The 16,858-nt window shown below is 70.0% G+C and carries 14 protein-coding genes; 9 read left to right on the top strand and 5 right to left on the bottom strand.

What is annotated here, in order from left to right; all coding sequences use genetic code 11:
* Positions 1 to 109 precede the first annotated feature (109 nt).
* A complete protein-coding gene (gene pepN / locus ACQCO7_RS14350; protein ID WP_464072196.1) occupies positions 110 to 2,656 on the top strand; it encodes an aminopeptidase N in 2,547 nt (848 codons plus the stop codon).
* Positions 2,657 to 2,731: 75 nt separating this feature from the next.
* Here the strand turns inward: pepN and ACQCO7_RS14345 are convergent, their stop codons facing one another.
* On the bottom strand, positions 2,732 to 3,382 hold the full coding sequence (locus ACQCO7_RS14345) for a DUF2238 domain-containing protein (protein ID WP_464072195.1): 651 nt from the start codon (positions 3,380 to 3,382) through the stop codon (positions 2,732 to 2,734).
* Between the two features lie 295 nt (positions 3,383 to 3,677).
* Between ACQCO7_RS14345 and ACQCO7_RS14340 the strand changes: the two genes are divergently transcribed.
* Positions 3,678 to 4,691 carry a hypothetical protein gene (locus tag ACQCO7_RS14340; protein ID WP_464072194.1) on the top strand — a complete coding sequence of 338 codons (1,014 nt, stop codon included), beginning with the start codon at positions 3,678 to 3,680 and terminating at the stop codon, positions 4,689 to 4,691.
* Positions 4,692 to 4,898: 207 nt separating this feature from the next.
* Complete coding sequence (locus tag ACQCO7_RS14335) at positions 4,899 to 5,675, top strand: SAM-dependent methyltransferase (protein ID WP_464072193.1); 777 nt, start codon at positions 4,899 to 4,901, stop codon at positions 5,673 to 5,675.
* A 127-nt stretch (positions 5,676 to 5,802) separates the two neighbouring features.
* Here ACQCO7_RS14335 and ACQCO7_RS14330 read toward each other — a convergent pair whose 3' ends face one another.
* Both ACQCO7_RS14330 and ACQCO7_RS14325 read right to left on the bottom strand, forming a co-directional pair.
* Positions 5,803 to 6,444, bottom strand: coding sequence for a superoxide dismutase (locus tag ACQCO7_RS14330; RefSeq protein WP_409112680.1), 642 nt, complete (start codon positions 6,442 to 6,444; stop codon positions 5,803 to 5,805).
* A gap of 114 nt (positions 6,445 to 6,558) precedes the next feature.
* On the bottom strand, positions 6,559 to 7,923 hold the full coding sequence (locus tag ACQCO7_RS14325; protein ID WP_464072192.1) for an amino acid permease: 1,365 nt from the start codon (positions 7,921 to 7,923) through the stop codon (positions 6,559 to 6,561).
* 220 nt (positions 7,924 to 8,143) lie between these two features.
* On the opposite strand from ACQCO7_RS14325, the gene ACQCO7_RS14320 reads away from it, so the two are divergent.
* A complete protein-coding gene (locus ACQCO7_RS14320) occupies positions 8,144 to 8,725 on the top strand; it encodes a biotin transporter BioY (protein ID WP_464072191.1) in 582 nt (193 codons plus the stop codon).
* Between the two features lie 211 nt (positions 8,726 to 8,936).
* Here ACQCO7_RS14320 and ACQCO7_RS14315 read toward each other — a convergent pair whose 3' ends face one another.
* The gene (locus ACQCO7_RS14315) at positions 8,937 to 9,656 is read right to left on the bottom strand and encodes an LPXTG cell wall anchor domain-containing protein (RefSeq protein WP_464072190.1); all 720 of its coding nucleotides are present in this window, start codon (positions 9,654 to 9,656) and stop codon (positions 8,937 to 8,939) included.
* 237 nt (positions 9,657 to 9,893) lie between these two features.
* Here ACQCO7_RS14315 and ACQCO7_RS14310 point away from each other — a divergent pair, with 237 nt between their 5' ends.
* On the top strand, positions 9,894 to 11,477 hold the full coding sequence (locus tag ACQCO7_RS14310; protein WP_464072189.1) for a serine/threonine-protein kinase: 1,584 nt from the start codon (positions 9,894 to 9,896) through the stop codon (positions 11,475 to 11,477).
* On the opposite strand, the gene ACQCO7_RS14305 is transcribed toward ACQCO7_RS14310, so the two are convergent.
* On the bottom strand, positions 11,464 to 12,894 hold the full coding sequence (locus tag ACQCO7_RS14305; protein WP_409112676.1) for an amino acid permease: 1,431 nt from the start codon (positions 12,892 to 12,894) through the stop codon (positions 11,464 to 11,466). The genes ACQCO7_RS14310 and ACQCO7_RS14305 overlap by 14 nt on opposite strands.
* Positions 12,895 to 13,095: 201 nt before the next feature.
* On the opposite strand from ACQCO7_RS14305, the gene ACQCO7_RS14300 reads away from it, so the two are divergent.
* The 4 genes from ACQCO7_RS14300 to ACQCO7_RS14285 all read left to right on the top strand — a co-directional run bounded on the left by ACQCO7_RS14300 (position 13,096) and on the right by ACQCO7_RS14285 (position 16,795).
* Positions 13,096 to 13,581 (top strand): ribose-5-phosphate isomerase, encoded by a 486-nt coding sequence (locus ACQCO7_RS14300; protein ID WP_464072188.1) that lies wholly within the window; start codon positions 13,096 to 13,098, stop codon positions 13,579 to 13,581.
* A gap of 242 nt (positions 13,582 to 13,823) precedes the next feature.
* Positions 13,824 to 14,633: an Fpg/Nei family DNA glycosylase gene (locus ACQCO7_RS14295; RefSeq protein ID WP_464072187.1), complete on the top strand. Its 810-nt coding sequence runs from the start codon at positions 13,824 to 13,826 to the stop codon at positions 14,631 to 14,633.
* A 169-nt stretch (positions 14,634 to 14,802) separates the two neighbouring features.
* Entirely contained in the window at positions 14,803 to 15,984 is a 1,182-nt protein-coding gene (locus ACQCO7_RS14290; protein WP_029184083.1) for a PP2C family protein-serine/threonine phosphatase, read from the top strand.
* Positions 15,985 to 16,036: 52 nt separating this feature from the next.
* Positions 16,037 to 16,795: a DUF6508 domain-containing protein gene (locus ACQCO7_RS14285; protein ID WP_464072186.1), complete on the top strand. Its 759-nt coding sequence runs from the start codon at positions 16,037 to 16,039 to the stop codon at positions 16,793 to 16,795.
* The last annotated feature ends 63 nt before the right edge of the window (positions 16,796 to 16,858 follow it).

Genomic DNA, 16,858 nt, shown 5'->3' with positions numbered 1-16,858 from the left:
GAGTGTTCCCCCATGTGTCCGGTCAGGCACGCATGGCAGGATCGGTGCTGTCCAGGCGTACCGCGAACGGGGCGCGCCGAGTCCACGAATGTCTGAGGGAGTACCGCCGGTGCCTGGTGAGAATCTGTCCCGCGACGAGGCCAGGGAGCGGGCCGCGCTGCTGTCGGTCGACGCGTACGAGGTGTCCCTCGACCTGCGTTCGGCCGTGGGCGACCCGGTCGGCGGCCACACCTTCCGCTCGGTCACCACGATCCGCTTCCGGTGCGGCGAGCCCGGCGCGACGAGCTTCGCCGACCTGATCGCGCCGAGCGTCACCGCCGTCTCCCTGAACGGCCGCGACCTCGACCCCGGCGAGGTGTTCGACGGCGCGCGCATCGCCCTGGAGGACCTGGCCGCCGAGAACGAGCTGATCGTCGACGCGCAGTGCGCGTACTCCCGTACCGGCGAGGGCCTGCACCGCTTCGTCGACCCCGAGGACGGCGAGGTCTACCTCTACACGCAGTACGAACCGGCCGACTCCCGCCGCGTGTTCGCCAACTTCGAACAGCCCGACCTCAAGGCGCCGTTCCGCTTCGAGGTGCGGGCGCCCGAGGGATGGACCGTGTGGAGCAACGGAGTCGGGACACAGGCCGACGGCGTATGGCGGTTCGCCGAGACGAAGCCGATCTCGACGTACATCACGTGTGTGGTGGCCGGTCCTTACCACTACGTGACGGATTCGTACGCGCGGACGCTCGACGACGGTACGACGCTGGAGATCCCCCTCGGCGCCATGTGCCGCAAGGGCCTCGCCCCCCACTTCGACGCGGACGACGTCTTCCTCGTCACCAAGCAGGGGCTCGACTTCTTCCACGACCACTTCGACTACCCGTACCCCTTCGGGAAGTACGACCAGGCGTTCGTCCCCGAGTACAACCTCGGCGCGATGGAGAACCCCGGTCTCGTGACCTTCCGCGAGGAGTACATCTTCCGGGGCAAGGTCACCCAGGCGTCGTACGAGGCCCGCGCGAACGTCATCCTCCACGAGATGGCCCACATGTGGTTCGGCGACCTCGTCACCATGGAGTGGTGGGACGACCTCTGGCTCAAGGAGTCCTTCGCGGACTTCATGGGCGCGTTCGCGCTCGTCGGCGCGACCCGCTTCGAGGGCGGGTGGATCACCTTCGCCAACCGCCGTAAGTCCTGGGCCTATCGGGCGGACCAGCTCCCCTCCACGCACCCCGTCACCGCCGACATCCGCGACCTCCAGGACGCGAAGCTCAACTTCGACGGGATCACGTACGCGAAGGGCGCTTCCGTGCTGAAGCAGCTCGTCGCGTACGTCGGTCAGGACGCGTTCCTCGAAGGCGCGCGGCGCTACTTCAAGCGGCACGCCTACGGGAACACGCGACTCGGGGACCTGCTGTCCGTCCTGGAGGAGACCAGCGGGCGGGACATGGGGACCTGGGCCCGGTCCTGGCTCCAGACGGCCGGCCTCAACTCGCTGACGCCCGAGGTGCGGGTCGAAGACGGGCGGGTCGCCGAACTCGCCGTGCTCCAGGAGGAGTTGCCCGCCCGTCCGCACCGGGTCGCTGTGGGGCTGTACCGGCGGACGGCCGAAGGGGTCGTGCGGTACGCGCGGGCCGAGGTGGACGTCACCGGGTCGCGGACGGTCGTAGCGGAGCTGGCCGGCGCCGAGGCTCCCGACCTCGTGCTCGTCAACGACGACGATCTGACGTACTGCAAGATCCGGTTCGACGCACGGTCGTTGGAGACGCTGCGCGAGTCCCTCGGGGACATCGTCGATCCGCTCGCCCGCGCCCTGTGCTGGTCCGCGCTGTGGAATCTGACGCGGGACGCGCTGCTTCCCGCCCTGGACTTCGTGGAGTTGGTGGGGCGGTTCGCCCAACGGGAGTCCGACATCGGGGTGTTGCAGATGCTCCACGCCTGGGCCGGGTCCGCGCTCGTCAACTACGTTCCCGCTGCCGGGCGTTCGGACGTGGAGGCGTTGGTGGCCCGGGTCGCGCTGCGGGACCTTCGCGCCGCCGAACCCGGCAGTGAGCCTCAGCTCGCGTGGGCCCGGTTCTTCGCGTCCGGCGCTTCCTCCGCCGAGGACCTGGGGCTGCTGCGGGGGTTGCTCGACGGGACCGAGAAGATCGCCGGGCTCGATGTGGACCAGGAGCTGCGGTGGACGTTCCTCGACGCCCTCGCTTCTCACGGGGCCGTGGGGGAAGGGGAGTTGGCGGCCGAGCTGGTCCGGGACGACACGGCTTCCGGGAAGCGGCATCACGTGCGGTGCCTCGCCTCCCGCCCGTCCGCCGCCGTCAAGGCGCAGGCATGGGCCCAGGTCGTCGAGGGGGACGCGCTGTCCAACGCGCTCGTCGGGGCGACCATCGCCGGGTTCGCCCGGTCGTCCCAGCGGGAGTTGACCGCGCCGTACGTCGCCAAGTACTTCGACTCCATCGAGCGGGTGTGGGCCGACCGGTCCATCCAGATCGGGGTGGACGTGGTGTCGGGGTTGTTCCCGGCGTATCCCCTGCCGGGGGCCGAGCGGGAGGTGCTGGGGGCGGCCGATGCGTGGCTGGCCTCACACGAGGAGGCCGCGCCCGCGCTGCGCCGGCTGGTGCTGGAGGGCCGGGACGATCTGGCTCGGGCGCTGAAGGCGCAGGGCGTGTAGGGGAGTTGGCGTCGGGCGGGCCGGCGTTCTCGCCGGCCCGCACCCCCCGCACGGCGCGCGCATCGGTCTTCCGGGTCAGAGCCGGGCCAGCTGCCGGTCGTGCCACCTGCTGAGCAGCAGCAGCGCGACGGTGGCACCGATCAGCGCGCAGAACATGTCCCACTGGGTGTCCCACACATCGCCTTGCGTCGCCAGGAAGTCATCCGCCGCGTGCCCGCCGACGACCGCCGCCGCCCACTCGAACATCTCGAAGAGCGCGCTGAAGGCCAGGCACGCGCAGACCGTGAGCGGCGCCAGCCAGCGGCTGCCGCGCAGCGGCGAGGTCCGGCTCAGCAGCTCCCGTACCAGAACGGCCGGCACGAAGCCCTGCATCAGGTGCCCGAACCGGTCGTACGGATTCCGCGCCAGCCCCAGTCCGTCCCGCACCCACTCGCCCAGCGGTACCCGGGCGTAGGTGTAGTGCCCGCCCAGCGCCAGCACCAGCGCGTGCACCGCGAGCAGGCAGCACAACAGGCCCGTCAGCGGGAAGCGCCGCCAGGTCACGACAGCCAACGGCAGCCCGATCAGCACCCACACCACTTCCAGCAGCCAGGTCATCCGGTCGTACGGCGCCCATGCGGAGACGGCGACACCCGCGACCACCACCGCGGCACAGACGCGAGGGAGCACGGAGGGCGGACCGGACGTGGCCGCCGTACGGCCACGAACAGGTGCGGACAGGGACATCGGAGGCGCTCCTTCTTCTCGGCAGCCTCATCATGGCGGCCCCGGGCTCCGGTGCCATGAGTACACCTACTCAGACCGGAAAGCTTTGGCCCTATGGCCAGTAATTCTGCTTTCGGTGACCGTTACGAAATTCTGGTACTCAAACCCGTAACCTCCGGCTCCCTCCTCCGGGACCAGCGATTTTCGGCGCTTATCGGCATCCGAACATCCGTCCTTTAGTACGGCGTTGTCCGCATTTATCGACGAGCGTGTAACACCGGTTAAAGCGCCGGCCGAGTGCGGGAAACCCGATTCCATGAACGCCGACACCCCCCGCAGCTGCGCCGCCACCGACTCCCTCCTGACGACCCCTCAACTCCGCTCCCACGGCGTCTCCCAGGCCGAGACGAACGAACGCTGCCGGCCGGGCGGGCCTTGGCAGCAGGTGCTGCCGGGGGTGTACGCGCTGCACGCCGGGCGGCTGAGCGACGAGGAGCGGGTGCGGGGCGCGCTGCTGTACGCGGCCCGGGAGAGCCGGAGTTCGGGGCGGGGCATCCTCAGCACGACGGCGGTTCCCCGACAAGGCACCCCCGACGCCGAGTCCATGCTCACCGGCCTCGCGGCCCTGCGGCTGCACGGCTTCACCTCCCTGCCCGCCCACGACCACATCGACGTCCTGGTCCCCCGCCTGCGCCGCCTGCGCTCCACGGGGTACGTCCGCATCATCCGCACGGCGACCCCGCCAACCCCGCTGCTCCTGGACGGCGTTCCGGTGGCCCCCGCCGCCCGCGCCCTCGCCGACGCCCTCTCCGACCTCACGGACACCGGCGTCGTACGCCGCCTGATGGCGGAGGCGGTACGGGACGGCCACTGCGAACCTGCGGCGGCGGTAGGGGAGTTGAGCCGAGCGAAGCTGCTGACGCGACCGCATGTCGTGGACGCGGTGGACGCACTCCTCGCCGAGAGCCGGGCCCTCGCCGAGAACCGCCTCTACCGCCTGGTCCGCGACCACGCCCTCCCCGAACCCCTCTGGAACGTCGACCTCCGCCTCCCCGGCGGCCCCCACCTGGGCGGCCTCGACGCGTACTGGCCGGACCACGCGGTCGCCCTGGAACTCGACATCCGCACCCCCCACCAGAACGACGACACCCTCTGGACGGACCACGCCCGCAAACGCGAAACCCTGGAACGCCTGGGCATCACGGTCGTCCACATCACCCCCCGCAAACTCCGCGAGTCGATGGAACAACAGGCGATGGTGCTCCACACAGCACTCCTGACCTCCACCGACCGCCCACCGTCCGCCTATGTCGTGGTGCTGCCCCGGTAGAGCAGGAGGGGAACCGGGGCAGCACCCGGGGGAAGAGGAGGGGGCACCCGGCCATCGCGCCGGGCGCCCCCTCCTCCGTGCTGGGACCGAACGTGCTGGCACCGAACGTGCTGGCACCGAAGGTGAAGGTCTCCGATGGCCAAGAGACGGCACCCGTCAACCCCAAGCCCTCGCGCGCCAGTTCCCCCAGAGGGCACCATGGACCGCATGACGAAGATCGACAGCACGGTGCCGCACTCGGCCCGTATCTGGAACTACTGGCTCGGCGGCAAGGACAACTACCCGGTGGACGAGGCGGCGGGTGACGCCTACACCGCCGTCTTTCCCGGCATCGTCACCATCGCCCGCAGCAGCCGCGCCTTTCTGGGCCGCTCCATCCGGTACCTCGTGGAGGAGGCGGGGGTACGGCAGTTCCTGGACGTCGGTACGGGCCTGCCCACCGCCGACAACACCCACGAGGTCGCCCAGCGGTACGCCCCCGAGTCGAAGATCGTGTACGTCGACAACGACCCGCTGATCCTCGCGCACGCCCGCACGCTGCTCTACTCCTCGCCGGAGGGCAGGACCGCGTACGAGCACCTGGACCTGTACGACCCCGAGCGCATCATCGAGGCCGCCGGCCGGACCCTCGACCTGGACCAGCCCGTCGCCCTGATCCTCAGCGGCATCCTCGGCCACGTCGACGGCTACGACCGCGCCCGCGACCTGGCCCGCGCGTTCCTCGCCGGGCTCCCCTCGGGCAGCTACCTCTCCCTCAACGAGGGCTCCCGGGGCACGGACCCGGCGTACGAGCACGCCCAGGACGGCTACAACGAGACCGGCGCCGTCCCCTACTTCCTGCGCCCGATCGCCGAGATCGAGGGCTACTTCGAGGGCCTGGACCTCGTCGAGCCGGGAGTCGTCTCCGTACCGCTGTGGCGCCCGGAACCCGGCGCGAGCACGACGCCGATCGGCCAGCACGGCGGGCTCGGCCGCAAGCCGTAACTCCCGACTCCAGGTACAGGAAACCCCCGTGAGTCAGGTCCTCACGGGGGTTTCCCTCAATCCGCCTGCCCACGGTGACAGTTGAGAAGACGATCACGAGGCAGGACGCCCGAAAAGCCGCAGCACCTCAGGGGTTCAGCAACAACACATCCGTACGGGACTTCGCCGCCGCGTAACGCCGCGCCACGTCCTGCCAGTTGACGACCGCCCACATCGCGTCGATGAAGTCGACCTTCTGGTTCCGGTACTGGAGATAGAACGCGTGCTCCCACGCGTCGAACACGAGGATCGGCGTCGACCCCTGCCCCACGTTCCCCTGGTGGTCGTAGACCTGCTCGACGATCAGGTGCCCGCTCAGCGGCTCGTACGCGAGCACCCCCCACCCCGAACCCTGCGTCGTGGCAGCGGCCTTGGTGAGCTGCGCCTTGAACCCGGCGAACGAACCGAAGGAGTCGGCGATGGCGTCCGCCAACTCCCCGACCCCGTCGGCCGCGAGAGGCTCGCCACCCCCGTCGCCGGTCATGTTGTGCCAGTAGATGGAGTGCAGGACATGCCCGGAGAGATGGAACGCGAGGTTCTTCTCCAGCCCGTTGACCGCCCCCCACACCTCCTTGTCCCGCGCCTCCGCGAGCTGCTCCAGCGTGTCGTTGGCGCCCTTCACGTACGCCGCGTGGTGCTTGTCGTGGTGCAGCTCGATGATCTCCGGGCTGATGACGGGGGCGAGCGCGGAGTAGTCGTACGGGAGTTCAGGCAGCGTGTAGACGGGCATGGGGGTCCTCTCAGAACCTTTCCTGCGCACAGCTTCTTGTTGCAAGATACTTGCAATTAGAGGGTGGCGGCAAGAAACTCCAGCGAGAACCCCCGGCGCCGGCCCGGCACCGTGTCAGCCCTTCCGCGCCCGCTGCCACCCGTACCCGACCCCCGCCAGCACCACCGTCATCGCCCCCGTCCACACGAGTTGCGTCCGCGTGTCCCCCTCCCGCGCCATCAGCGCGAACACCGCGACCATCCCCGCCAGCGCGACCCACGTCAGCCACGGGAACCCCCACATCCGCACGGCCAGCCGCTCCGGCGCCGTACGCCCACGCAGCCGCAGTTGGGACACGGCGATGAAGATCCAGACGACGAGGATGACCGCGCCGATCATGTTCAGCAGCCACATGAAGACGTCGTCCGGCCGCCAGTAGCTCAGCAGCACGCACCCGAACCCGACGACCGACGAGACGAGGACGGCGACACGCGGCACCCCGCCGGAGACGGTGCCCAGCGCGCGCGGCGCCTGACCCCGCTCCACCAGCGAGTACGCCATGCGCGAGGCGCCGTAGATGTTCGCGTTCATCGCGGAGAGCAGCGCGACCAGGACGATCACGTTCATGAGCTGACCGGCGCCCGGGATGTCGAGGTGGTCGAGGGCGGCGACGTACGGGCCCTTCTCGGTGACCTCCTGCGCGTCCCACGGGACCAGCGTCACGATGACGGCCATCGAGCCGACGTAGAACAGCGCGATGCGCCACATCGCGGTGCGGACCGCGCTCGCCACGCCCCGTACGGGGTCCTCCGACTCGGCCGCCGCGATCGTGACGGTCTCCAGACCGCCGTACGCGAAGACCGTCGCGAGCAGGCCGATGACGAAGCCCTCACCGCCGTTCGGGAGGAAGTCCGTGAGGTTCGCGGTGCCCGGCGCGTCCGTGCCGGGGAGCAGGCCCGCGATCGCCAGCACGCCGAGGACCAGGAACAGGGAGATCGCCCCGACCTTCAGCGCCGCGAACCAGAACTCGAACTCGCCGAAGTTCTTCACGGCCGCGAGGTTCATCCCGCAGAACACGACCATGAACAGGGCGACCCACAGCCACTCCGGCGTCCCCGGCAGCCACCCCGTCACGATCTTCGCGGCGCCGATGCCCTCCAGTCCCACGACCGTGCAGAGCAGGATCCAGAACGCCCACCCGACCGTGAACCCGGCCCACGGGCCGATCGCGCGCTCGGCGTGCGCGGAGAACGAGCCCGACGACGGGTACGCCGCCGACATCTCGCCCAGCATCCGCATCACCAGCATCACGAGGGCGCCGGACAGGGCGTAGGCGAGGACGATCGAGGGGCCGGCGGCGGCGATGCCGGAACCGGAGCCGACGAACAGGCCGGCGCCGATGACCCCGCCGAGGGCGATCATCGACAGGTGGCGCTGTTTGAGGGCGTGCGTGAGACCGGGCGCGGTGGCGGGGGTCTCGGAGGTGGTGCGTATGGGCATGGGCGCGGCTCGTCCAATGCGGTGAGGTGGGCAAAGGGTTTCACCCTATCGACGCCGGTCCCGTTCGCCCCGTGACCGGAATCACGTGTGGGGGAGCGGTTTGTGTAGAGCCCACCAATGCGCTGACCTGCCGTTTGTCGACGCCTGACGGTTCGCGGGGGTGGGGGTCTGGGATAGCGTCCTTAGGTCCCCCTTATCCACCGTCCCCGCGGAGTCCTGCATGAGCACCCTCGCCGCCACGTCCGCCCCCGGGCGGGTCCTCGCCGACCTCCTCCCCGCCGGTCGCGTCCGCGACGCCGCGCTCGTCATGGGCGGCGCGGCCCTCACCGGGCTCGCCGCCCAGATCGCGGTCCCGGTCCCCGGCTCCCCGGTCCCGGTCACCGGCCAGACCTTCGCCGCGCTGCTCGTCGGTACGTCGCTGGGCGCGGGCCGGGGCTTCCTCGCGCTCGCCCTGTACGCCGTCGCCGGGGTCGCCGGCGTGCCGTGGTTCGCGCAGGGCGCGTCCGGGGCGGGCATGGTGTCGTTCGGGTACGTCCTCGGCCTGCTGCTGGCGTCCACGGTGGTCGGCGCGCTGGCCCGGCGGGGCGCTGACCGCAACGTGTGGCGGATGGCCGGCGCGGTGCTGCTGGGCGAGGCGCTGATCTACGCGATCGGCGTGCCGTACCTCGCGTACGCGGCGGACATGTCGGCATCCCAGGCGATCGCCGCCGGCCTCACGCCGTACCTGCTCGGCGACGCGCTGAAGGCGGCGCTGGCGATGGGGTTGGTGCCGGGGGTGTGGAAGCTGCTCGAACGGCGGTAGTTGGTCGAGTGCGGGCCGGTGGGGGTGTTCGCGCAGTTCCCCGCGCCCCTAAAAGATCGGCGGTTGCTGTCCGTTGTGGGCGGGGCGGGGGCTGGTCGCGCTCGCGCGGCGGTAGCCGCAAATCGATACAGCCCCGCGCCCCTAAAAAACCGGCTGTTGCCCGGTGCTGAGAGGCTCGCGAGTTCCGCTCGCGAGCCTCTTCGGCGTTCTCCTACCGGAGTTGCTCCCCGCGGCGGCGCTGTGACCACCACAGACCCGCCGCCCCTGCCGTCAGGAGCGCCGCTCCCGTTGCTCCCAGGGGGAGCAGTTCGTCTGCCGGGCCCGTGTTGGGGAGTTGGTCCCCTCCCGGGGTCACCGGCTTGTTGTCCGTGCCCAGGAGGAGGGGGGTTGCCGGGGCGTTGGGGGCCGGGTTGGATGCGCCGAAGGGGACCGGGCCCTGCTGCCAGTACGTCTTTTTGCCGTCCGTGGATTGGACGGGGAGGCAGATCTTGCCCTGCTTTTTGAGGTTGTACGTCGCGTTTACTTTGTACGACTTGGTTGCGCCCGCCGCGAGGGTGTCCATCGGGCAATTGAAACCACTGTTCGAGCCCTCGGGGAGGTTTTCTTTCGGGAGCTGCGTGCAGCCTTCGACGCTGTTGATCGAAAGGCCCTCGAAACCGACGACCAGGAGCCTGATCGCGCCGCTCTCCTTCGTGCCCTCGTTTTTCACGGTCGCGGTGAGGGTGGTTTTGCTGGTGCTGTTGTCGACCGAGATGCGTTCGGGAAGTGTCGTGGTCAGTTTGACGCCGGCCGGCGCGGGGTCGACCGCCTTGCCGCCCTTGCCGCTGCCGGGCCCCTCGTCCGCGCCCGCCTGCGGCGCCAGGACCAGCAGCGCGGCCAGCCCGGCCACGACGGCCGCACCGGCGGCAGCCGTACCGTATCGAGAACTCATGTCCGTCCCCCTCTTTCGCTCCCCCTGATACCGCACCTGAATTCGCGGTACTTGAAGAGGTACCACAAGATTTCCCGCCACTATGCTGGTACGGCCTGAAGTGTGACCATTGTGTTTCTGATGGTACGGCCGGTGAAAGGGAGCAGTGGATTGCCGAGGAACAGCAGCAGCGGCGGTGTTCCCGGGCTTTTGGTGGCCGGGCGATATCGGTTGGTTGAGAGCATCGGGCAGGGGGGAATGGGGCGGGTGTGGCGGGCCGCCGACGAAATCCTCGACCGCCTGGTCGCGGTCAAGGAAATACGCATCGACGGCACCGACGCGGAGGACACCAGGACCCGCCGCGAACGCACCCTGCGCGAGGCCCGCGCGACCGCCCGCATCGACCACCCCAACGTGGTCCGCGTCTACGACGTCGTCGACGAGGGCGAACTCCTGTGGATCGTCATGGAGTTGGTGCGGGGCCGCTCCCTGGAGCGGATCACCGTCGAGGACGGCCCGCTCGGCCCCGTCGCCGCCGCCAGGGTCGGCCTCGGACTCGTCGCCGCGCTCCAGCGGGTCCACGCGCGGGGCGTCCTGCACCGGGACATCAAACCCGGGAACGTCCTGGTCGAGGGCGACGGAGACCGGGTCGTCCTCACCGACTTCGGCATCGCCGCGATCCAGGACGCCAAGGCGCTCACCATGGTCGGCATGCTCGTGGGCTCCCCCGACTACATGGCCCCCGAGCGCATCTCCGGCCGCCCGCAGGGCCCGCCGTCCGACATCTGGTCGGTGGGAGCGACGCTGTGCGCGGCGCTGGCCGGTCACTCGCCCTTCGCGCGCGACACGACGATGGCGACGCTGCACGCGGTGCTGTACGAGGAGCCTCGACTCCCGGACGGCGCGGGGGAGTTGGGCGGGGTACTGGGACGGCTGCTGGCGAAGGAGCCCGAAGGACGGCCGGACCTCGCCGAGTTGGAGACGGAGCTGCGCAGAGTGGCGTTCCCGGAACCGACGCCGACGGTACGGGTGGGGTTCGAGCCCGGGTACGGGGAGACGCCGCAAGCAACGCAGGCACCGCAAACAGCACAGGCACCGCAAACAGCACAGGCACCACCCCCACCCCCACCCCCACCCCCACCCCCACCCCCACCCGACCTCACCACCACGCCACTTCCCCGCCCCCGTACGCCCAGCACCCCACCCTCCCCCTTCACCCCACCACCCCCCACCCCCCGAGAACCACCCCGCCACCGCCGTACAACAGCCTTCGCCGCGGCCGGAGTCGCCGCGGTGGCCGCGATCATCGTCACCGCCGTCCTCCTCACCTCCGGCGGCGGCGCCGGCCACGAAGCGGCCGGCGCGACGACAACCCCCGCCCCCACCCCCACAGTCGAGGGAACCGCCCGCTCCCGCACCCCACCCCCCGGCACCCGCGAAGAAGCCGGCGGCTACGCCTGGAAGACCCCCGCCGGCTGGCGGCGGGACGTGAAGACCGGCGCCGAGGTCCACTACACGTCCCCCGACGGCACCCAGGAACTCCTCGCCAAGTCCGCCCTCGCGCGCGGCACGTTGATCGACTCCTGGCGCAAGTCCGAACTGGACGCGCACCGTGGCCAGAACTACCGCAAACTCCGCCTGGAGGAGACGGAGTTCAGAGGCAACCCGGCGGTCGTGTGGGAGTACACGTTCACGCTGAAGGGCACCCCCTGGCACGCCCGGCTGCTCGGGTTCGACCAGGACGGGAAGTCGTTCCAGGTCAACACGTGGTACCAGCCGGGCGTGGAAGAGAGTGCCCTCAAGGTCTACGAGGAGGTGAAGAGCAGCTTCACGGTGCTGTGACGCCGTCCCGCGCGCGCAGCCGCGACTTCACGACGGCCACGGCGAGCACGCCCGCCGCGACGAGCACCGACAACAGCACCGTCGTACGGCCGTCGTGCTCCGTGTCGGTCAGCATGTAACCGAGCACGAACACGATCAGCCCGGCCGTCGCCCACGTCAGATACGGGTACAGCCACATCTTCACGACGAGCTTCTCCGGCGCCTCCGCCTGGATGATCTTCCGCATCCGCAGCTGCGAGAAGCAGATGACCAGCCACACGAACAGGGCGACGGCACCGGAGGAGTTGACCAGGAACAGGAACACCGAGTCCGGGTACGCGTAGTTGAAGAACACCGCGACGAACCCGAACACCACGGACGACAGGATCGCCGCCAGCGGCACACCCCGCGAGGTGGTCCGCGCGAACGCCTTCGGCGCGTCCCCGCGCTGGCCGAGCGAGAACGCCATCCTGGACGCCGTGTACAGACCGGAGTTGAGACACGACAGCACCGACGTCAGCACGATGAAGTTCATGATCTGCCCGGCGTGCGCGATCCCGAGGGAGTCGAGCGCCGCGACGTACGACCCCTCCTCCTTGATCGACGGGTCGTTCCACGGCAGCAGCGTCACCACCACGAAGATCGACCCCAGGTAGAACACCGCGATCCGCCAGATCACACTGTTCGTCGCCTTCGTCACCGCCTGCTGCGGATTCTCCGACTCACCCGCCGCCAGCGTCGGGATCTCACTCCCCATGAAGGAGAAGACGACGAGCAGTACGCCGGTGAGGATCGCGCCGGCGCCGTTCGGCAGGAAGCCGCCGTGGTCCGTGAGGTTCCCGAGCCCCGCCTTGTCGCTGTCCACACCCGGCAGCACCCCGAACACCGCGAGCCCGCCGACCACGATGAACGCGCCGATCGCGACGACCTTGATCCCGGCGAACCAGAACTCGAACTCGCCGTACGAGCCGACGGAGACCAGGTTCGTGGCGGTCAGCACGATCATCACGATCAGCGCCCAGCCCCACTGGGGCACGGCGGGAATCCACGACTCCAGGATCTTCGCCCCGGCCGTCGCCTCCACCGCCAGCACCACGACCCAGAAGAACCAGTACAGCCAGCCGATCGTGAACCCGGCCCAGGAACCGAGCGCGCGGTCCGCGTGCGCCGAGAACGAGCCCGACGTCGGGTTCGCCACGGACATCTCGCCCAGCATCCGCATCACCAGCACCACGAGCGTGCCGACGAGCGCGTACGACAGGAGGATGCCGGGCCCCGCGGTCGCGATGCCGGTGCTCGACCCGACGAACAGACCGGCACCGATCACCCCGCCGATCGCGATCATCGACAGGTGCCGGTTCTTCAGTCCCGCCTGGAGACCGGGGCCGGGTTCCTGGGGGTTCTCGGGAGCCTTGGAGAGGGTGGGGGGCGAAGTCATGGGGACGTCCTTTGCGCGGCGTGGGGGAGGGGAGAGGGGGTGCGGGTGCTGGCGGCCAGTGAAACGGAGGCGGGGCACGGGGTGTACCCGCCATTAAGGATCGGCGACAACTGTGATCTGGACGTTTCGTCGAATTACCGGTGTGTGCCGCCCGAACCCACCCCTGACCCTCCCCGGCAACCCGCATGTCACACTCGTCCCATGCGCGTGTACCTAGGCTCCGACCATGCCGGCTTCGAACTCAAGAACCACCTCGTCGACTGGCTCAAGGCAGCCGGCCACGACCCCGTCGACTGCGGCCCCCACATCTACGACGCCCAGGACGACTACCCCCCGTTCTGCCTCCGGGCAGCCGAACGCACCGCGTCCGACCCGGACTCCCTGGGCATCGTCATCGGAGGCTCGGGCAACGGCGAACAGATCGCCGCGAACAAGGTGAAGGGCGTACGAGCGGCCCTGGCATGGAGCGAGGAAACGGCCTCCCTCGGCCGCCAGCACAACAACGCGAACGTCATCGCGGTAGGCGCCCGCATGCACACGCAGGCCGAGGCCACGGCCTTCGTCGAAACCTTCCTGGCGACCCCTTTCTCCGGTGACGAACGCCACATCCGCCGAATCGACATGCTGAGCGCGTACGAAACGACGGGCGATCTGCCGGAAATCCCGGCACACCACCCGCAGCAGTAGGGATCTGAGCAGTACGGAGCCGAGGGGGCCGGCATCCAGCAGCCGCCCCCTCTCTCAACTCTCTCAACGCCGGTCCGCACCCCCCAGCCCGTCCGGCGTTTGAGGACGAGGCCCTTCGGGCCGAACCGGGGTCGAAGGGGCGGAGCCCCTTCAGGATGTGGGGGTCCCCCCTGCTCGAAGAGCTTGGGGGAGGGTAGGGGCGGCGGGGGCGAGGAAACCCCACCACGAGGAGAGGAAGCACTGTGCCGGAAGGCCACACGATCCACCGCCTGGCACAGGACTACGCGGCCCGCTTCCAAGGCACCGCCCCCGAAGCGACCAGCCCCCAGGGCAAGTTCTCCGACGCCGCGGCCCTCCTCACCGGTACGGAACTGACCTCCACCGAGGCCCACGGCAAACACCTCTTCCTGGCCTTCCGGAACACGGACTGGATCCACATCCACCTGGGCCTCTTCGGCAAGGTCACCTTCGGAGACACCCCCGCACCCCCGCCCACGGACACCACCCGCCTCCGCCTGCGGAACAGGACGTCGTACGTGGACCTGAAGGGCCCGACGACCTGCGCCCTGATCACCCCGCAGGAGAAGGCGGCGATACACGACCGCCTGGGCCCGGACCCCCTCAGGGAGGACGCGGCCCCGGACACGGCGTACGAGAGAATCCACCGCAGCCGGACGACGATCGCGGCCCTCCTCCTGGACCAGAAGATCATCGCGGGAGTCGGCAACGTGTACCGGGCGGAAGTCCTGTTCCGCCACAACATCGACCCGTACCGGCAGGGCAAGGACCTCACGAAGCCGGAGTGGGACGGCATCTGGACGGACCTGGTGGACCTGATGCGGGAGGGCGTGAAGAACAACCGCATCGACACGGTCCGCCCGCAGCACACCCCGGAGGCGATGAACCGTCCCCCGAGGGTGGACGACCACGGCGGCGAGGTCTACGTCTACCGCCGCACGAACCAGCCGTGCCACCTCTGCGGCACGAAGATCCGCACAGCGGACCTCTCGAACCGCAACCTCTTCTGGTGCCCGACTTGCCAACAGGCGTGACCACCCCGACCGTCCCGAACCACCCCAACCCGGGACGACCGATCGAATTTCGCCCTCCCCGCCCACGAACCCCTTTCCATGAAGTTCACTGGGAGGTCGAACCTCGGACGGGGGACAAGTGGGACCTCCCGTGCCAAGCGGCGGGTTGGATGGATAGGGTCCCGAACTAATGGCAGCAGGACGACAGCGGCGCGCGGAAGCCGAGACGTTCACGGCCCGGTTGAGGCATCTGATGCACCGGGTCCGCACCGGCCTGCGCAGAAGCGCGGTGGACTACTTCAGGGGCGACGGCTCGGACTGGATAGCACTGGCCGGCCTCCTGCTCACGGTCCCGGTCATCATGATGGCGACGCTCGCGAACTCGGTGTGGTTCTCCCCGGCGGCCCTGGTCCTCCCGATCGTGGCCGGCGGCCTCCTGCTGCGCCCCTCCAGCCTGCTGGCCCTGTACGCGGCGGCGGCGACGGCACTGATCATCGAGTCGGTGCGACTGGGCCCGTACACCGAGGGCCCGTCGAGGGTGACCCCCGGCGTGGTCCTGGTGGTGGCGGCGTGCGGCTTCTTCGGCCTGCTGATCGCCCAGTTCCGCAGCAGGGTCGGCGTCCCGTGGCGGCGGGGCGGCACGATGCTGTTCGACCTGCGCGAACGCATCCGCGTACAGAGCAAGCTCCCGAAGCTCCCCCCGGGCTGGCACCGGGAGATGGCGCTGCGCCCGGCGGGCGGCCAGTCGTTCTCGGGCGACTTCGTGGTGGCGGCGCGCACGAACGGCGGCCGGACGATGGAGGTCGTCCTCACGGACGTGTCCGGCAAGGGCATGGACGCGGGATCGAGGGCCCTGCTCCTGTCGGGCGCGTTCGGCGGCCTCCTCGGCTCGCTGCCCCCGCACGCCTTCCTCCCGGCCGCGAACGGCTACCTCCTGCGCCAGGACTGGGACGAGGGCTTCGCGACCTCCATCCACCTGGTCCTGGACCTCGACTCGGGCGACTACGAGCTGTACTCGGCGGGCCACCCGCCGGGCCTCCAGCTCAGCGCGGGCAGCGGACGCTGGGAGGAGAAGGCGGCGGAAGGCCCCCTCCTCGGCGTCTACGAGGGCGCCCAGTTCGACCCGGTGAAGGGCTCCCTGCGCCCCGGCGACGTCCTGATGCTCTTCACGGACGGCCTGGTGGAGACCTCCGACCGCGACATCGTCGAAGGCATAGACCGCCTCACAGGCGAGGCCGACCGCTACGTGGCGGGCGGCTTCCAGGGCGCCGCCTGGCACCTCATCGAGGCGGTGGCGAAGGACGTCAACGACGACCGAGCCCTCCTCCTGGTCTGCCGCGAGGGCCCCACGGCGTCGTCGGCACGCTTCTGACACCGCCGAGCGGGACAGCCGAACGAGCCCCGCCCGCACGGAAGGACACCGCATGACCAGGCCGCCCACCGGCCTCCCCGACCCCCGCCACCCCGTCTGGTACTTCCCCGTCACCGCCCCCACCGGCGAGACCGCCGGATACGCCTGGGCCGACCACACCCGCGCCGAGACCGGCTGGCGGCACCGCCGCGCCCACAGCACGGCCGTACACGATCTCGCCGAGGAATGGGCCAAGAGGCTGTACGAGGCCGGCGAGCGCCCCGGCGTCCAACCCCTGCTCCTGCTCGCCGAGTTGAGCCACGAACCCGGCGCCGGGGAGGTCCGGGGAGCCGCCGGCCTGGACGTCGTGCACCGCCTCGCCCACCGCGTCGAGGACTCCGACGACCGCCGCCTCCTCGCCGAACTGAGCCCTCAAGGGGCCGACGAGTGGCGGGAGTTGAGGGAGGCGTACGACGCGCTCACCGACGTGGACCGCAGCGTGCGGTGGGGCGGCGGGGAGAGATCGGAGAGCGGCGCGATCCAGGTCCCGTACCCGAAGTACAGCAAGCCCCTGTGGCGCGTCGTCGCCGCCCTGTACGAACTCGGCGCGGTCACCCCGGAACACCGCTGGACCGAGTGGCCCTGGCCCGAACTCCCCGTCGGCGGACGGCTCCAGCCCGCCGACGCCGTACGCGCCGCGACCGCGCTGCTGCGGGCCGAGCGGATGTCGGAGGGCGGCATCGACAAGGCCGTGCGGAACGGACTCCTCGACGCGATCGTCGTCTCGCTGCTCACCTGTTCGCCACCAGTTGGTGGGCAACACCCCGCATGACATGCGCCTGTTGGTGGCACGATGCTCTCGGGAGAGCGAACCGACCTAGGGCGTGTGATCAGT

The sequence above is a fragment of the Streptomyces saintjeani genome, from assembly GCF_055409605.1.
Note: the sequence above shows the minus strand (reverse complement) of the source record. Positions and strands in the feature narration are given on the sequence as shown.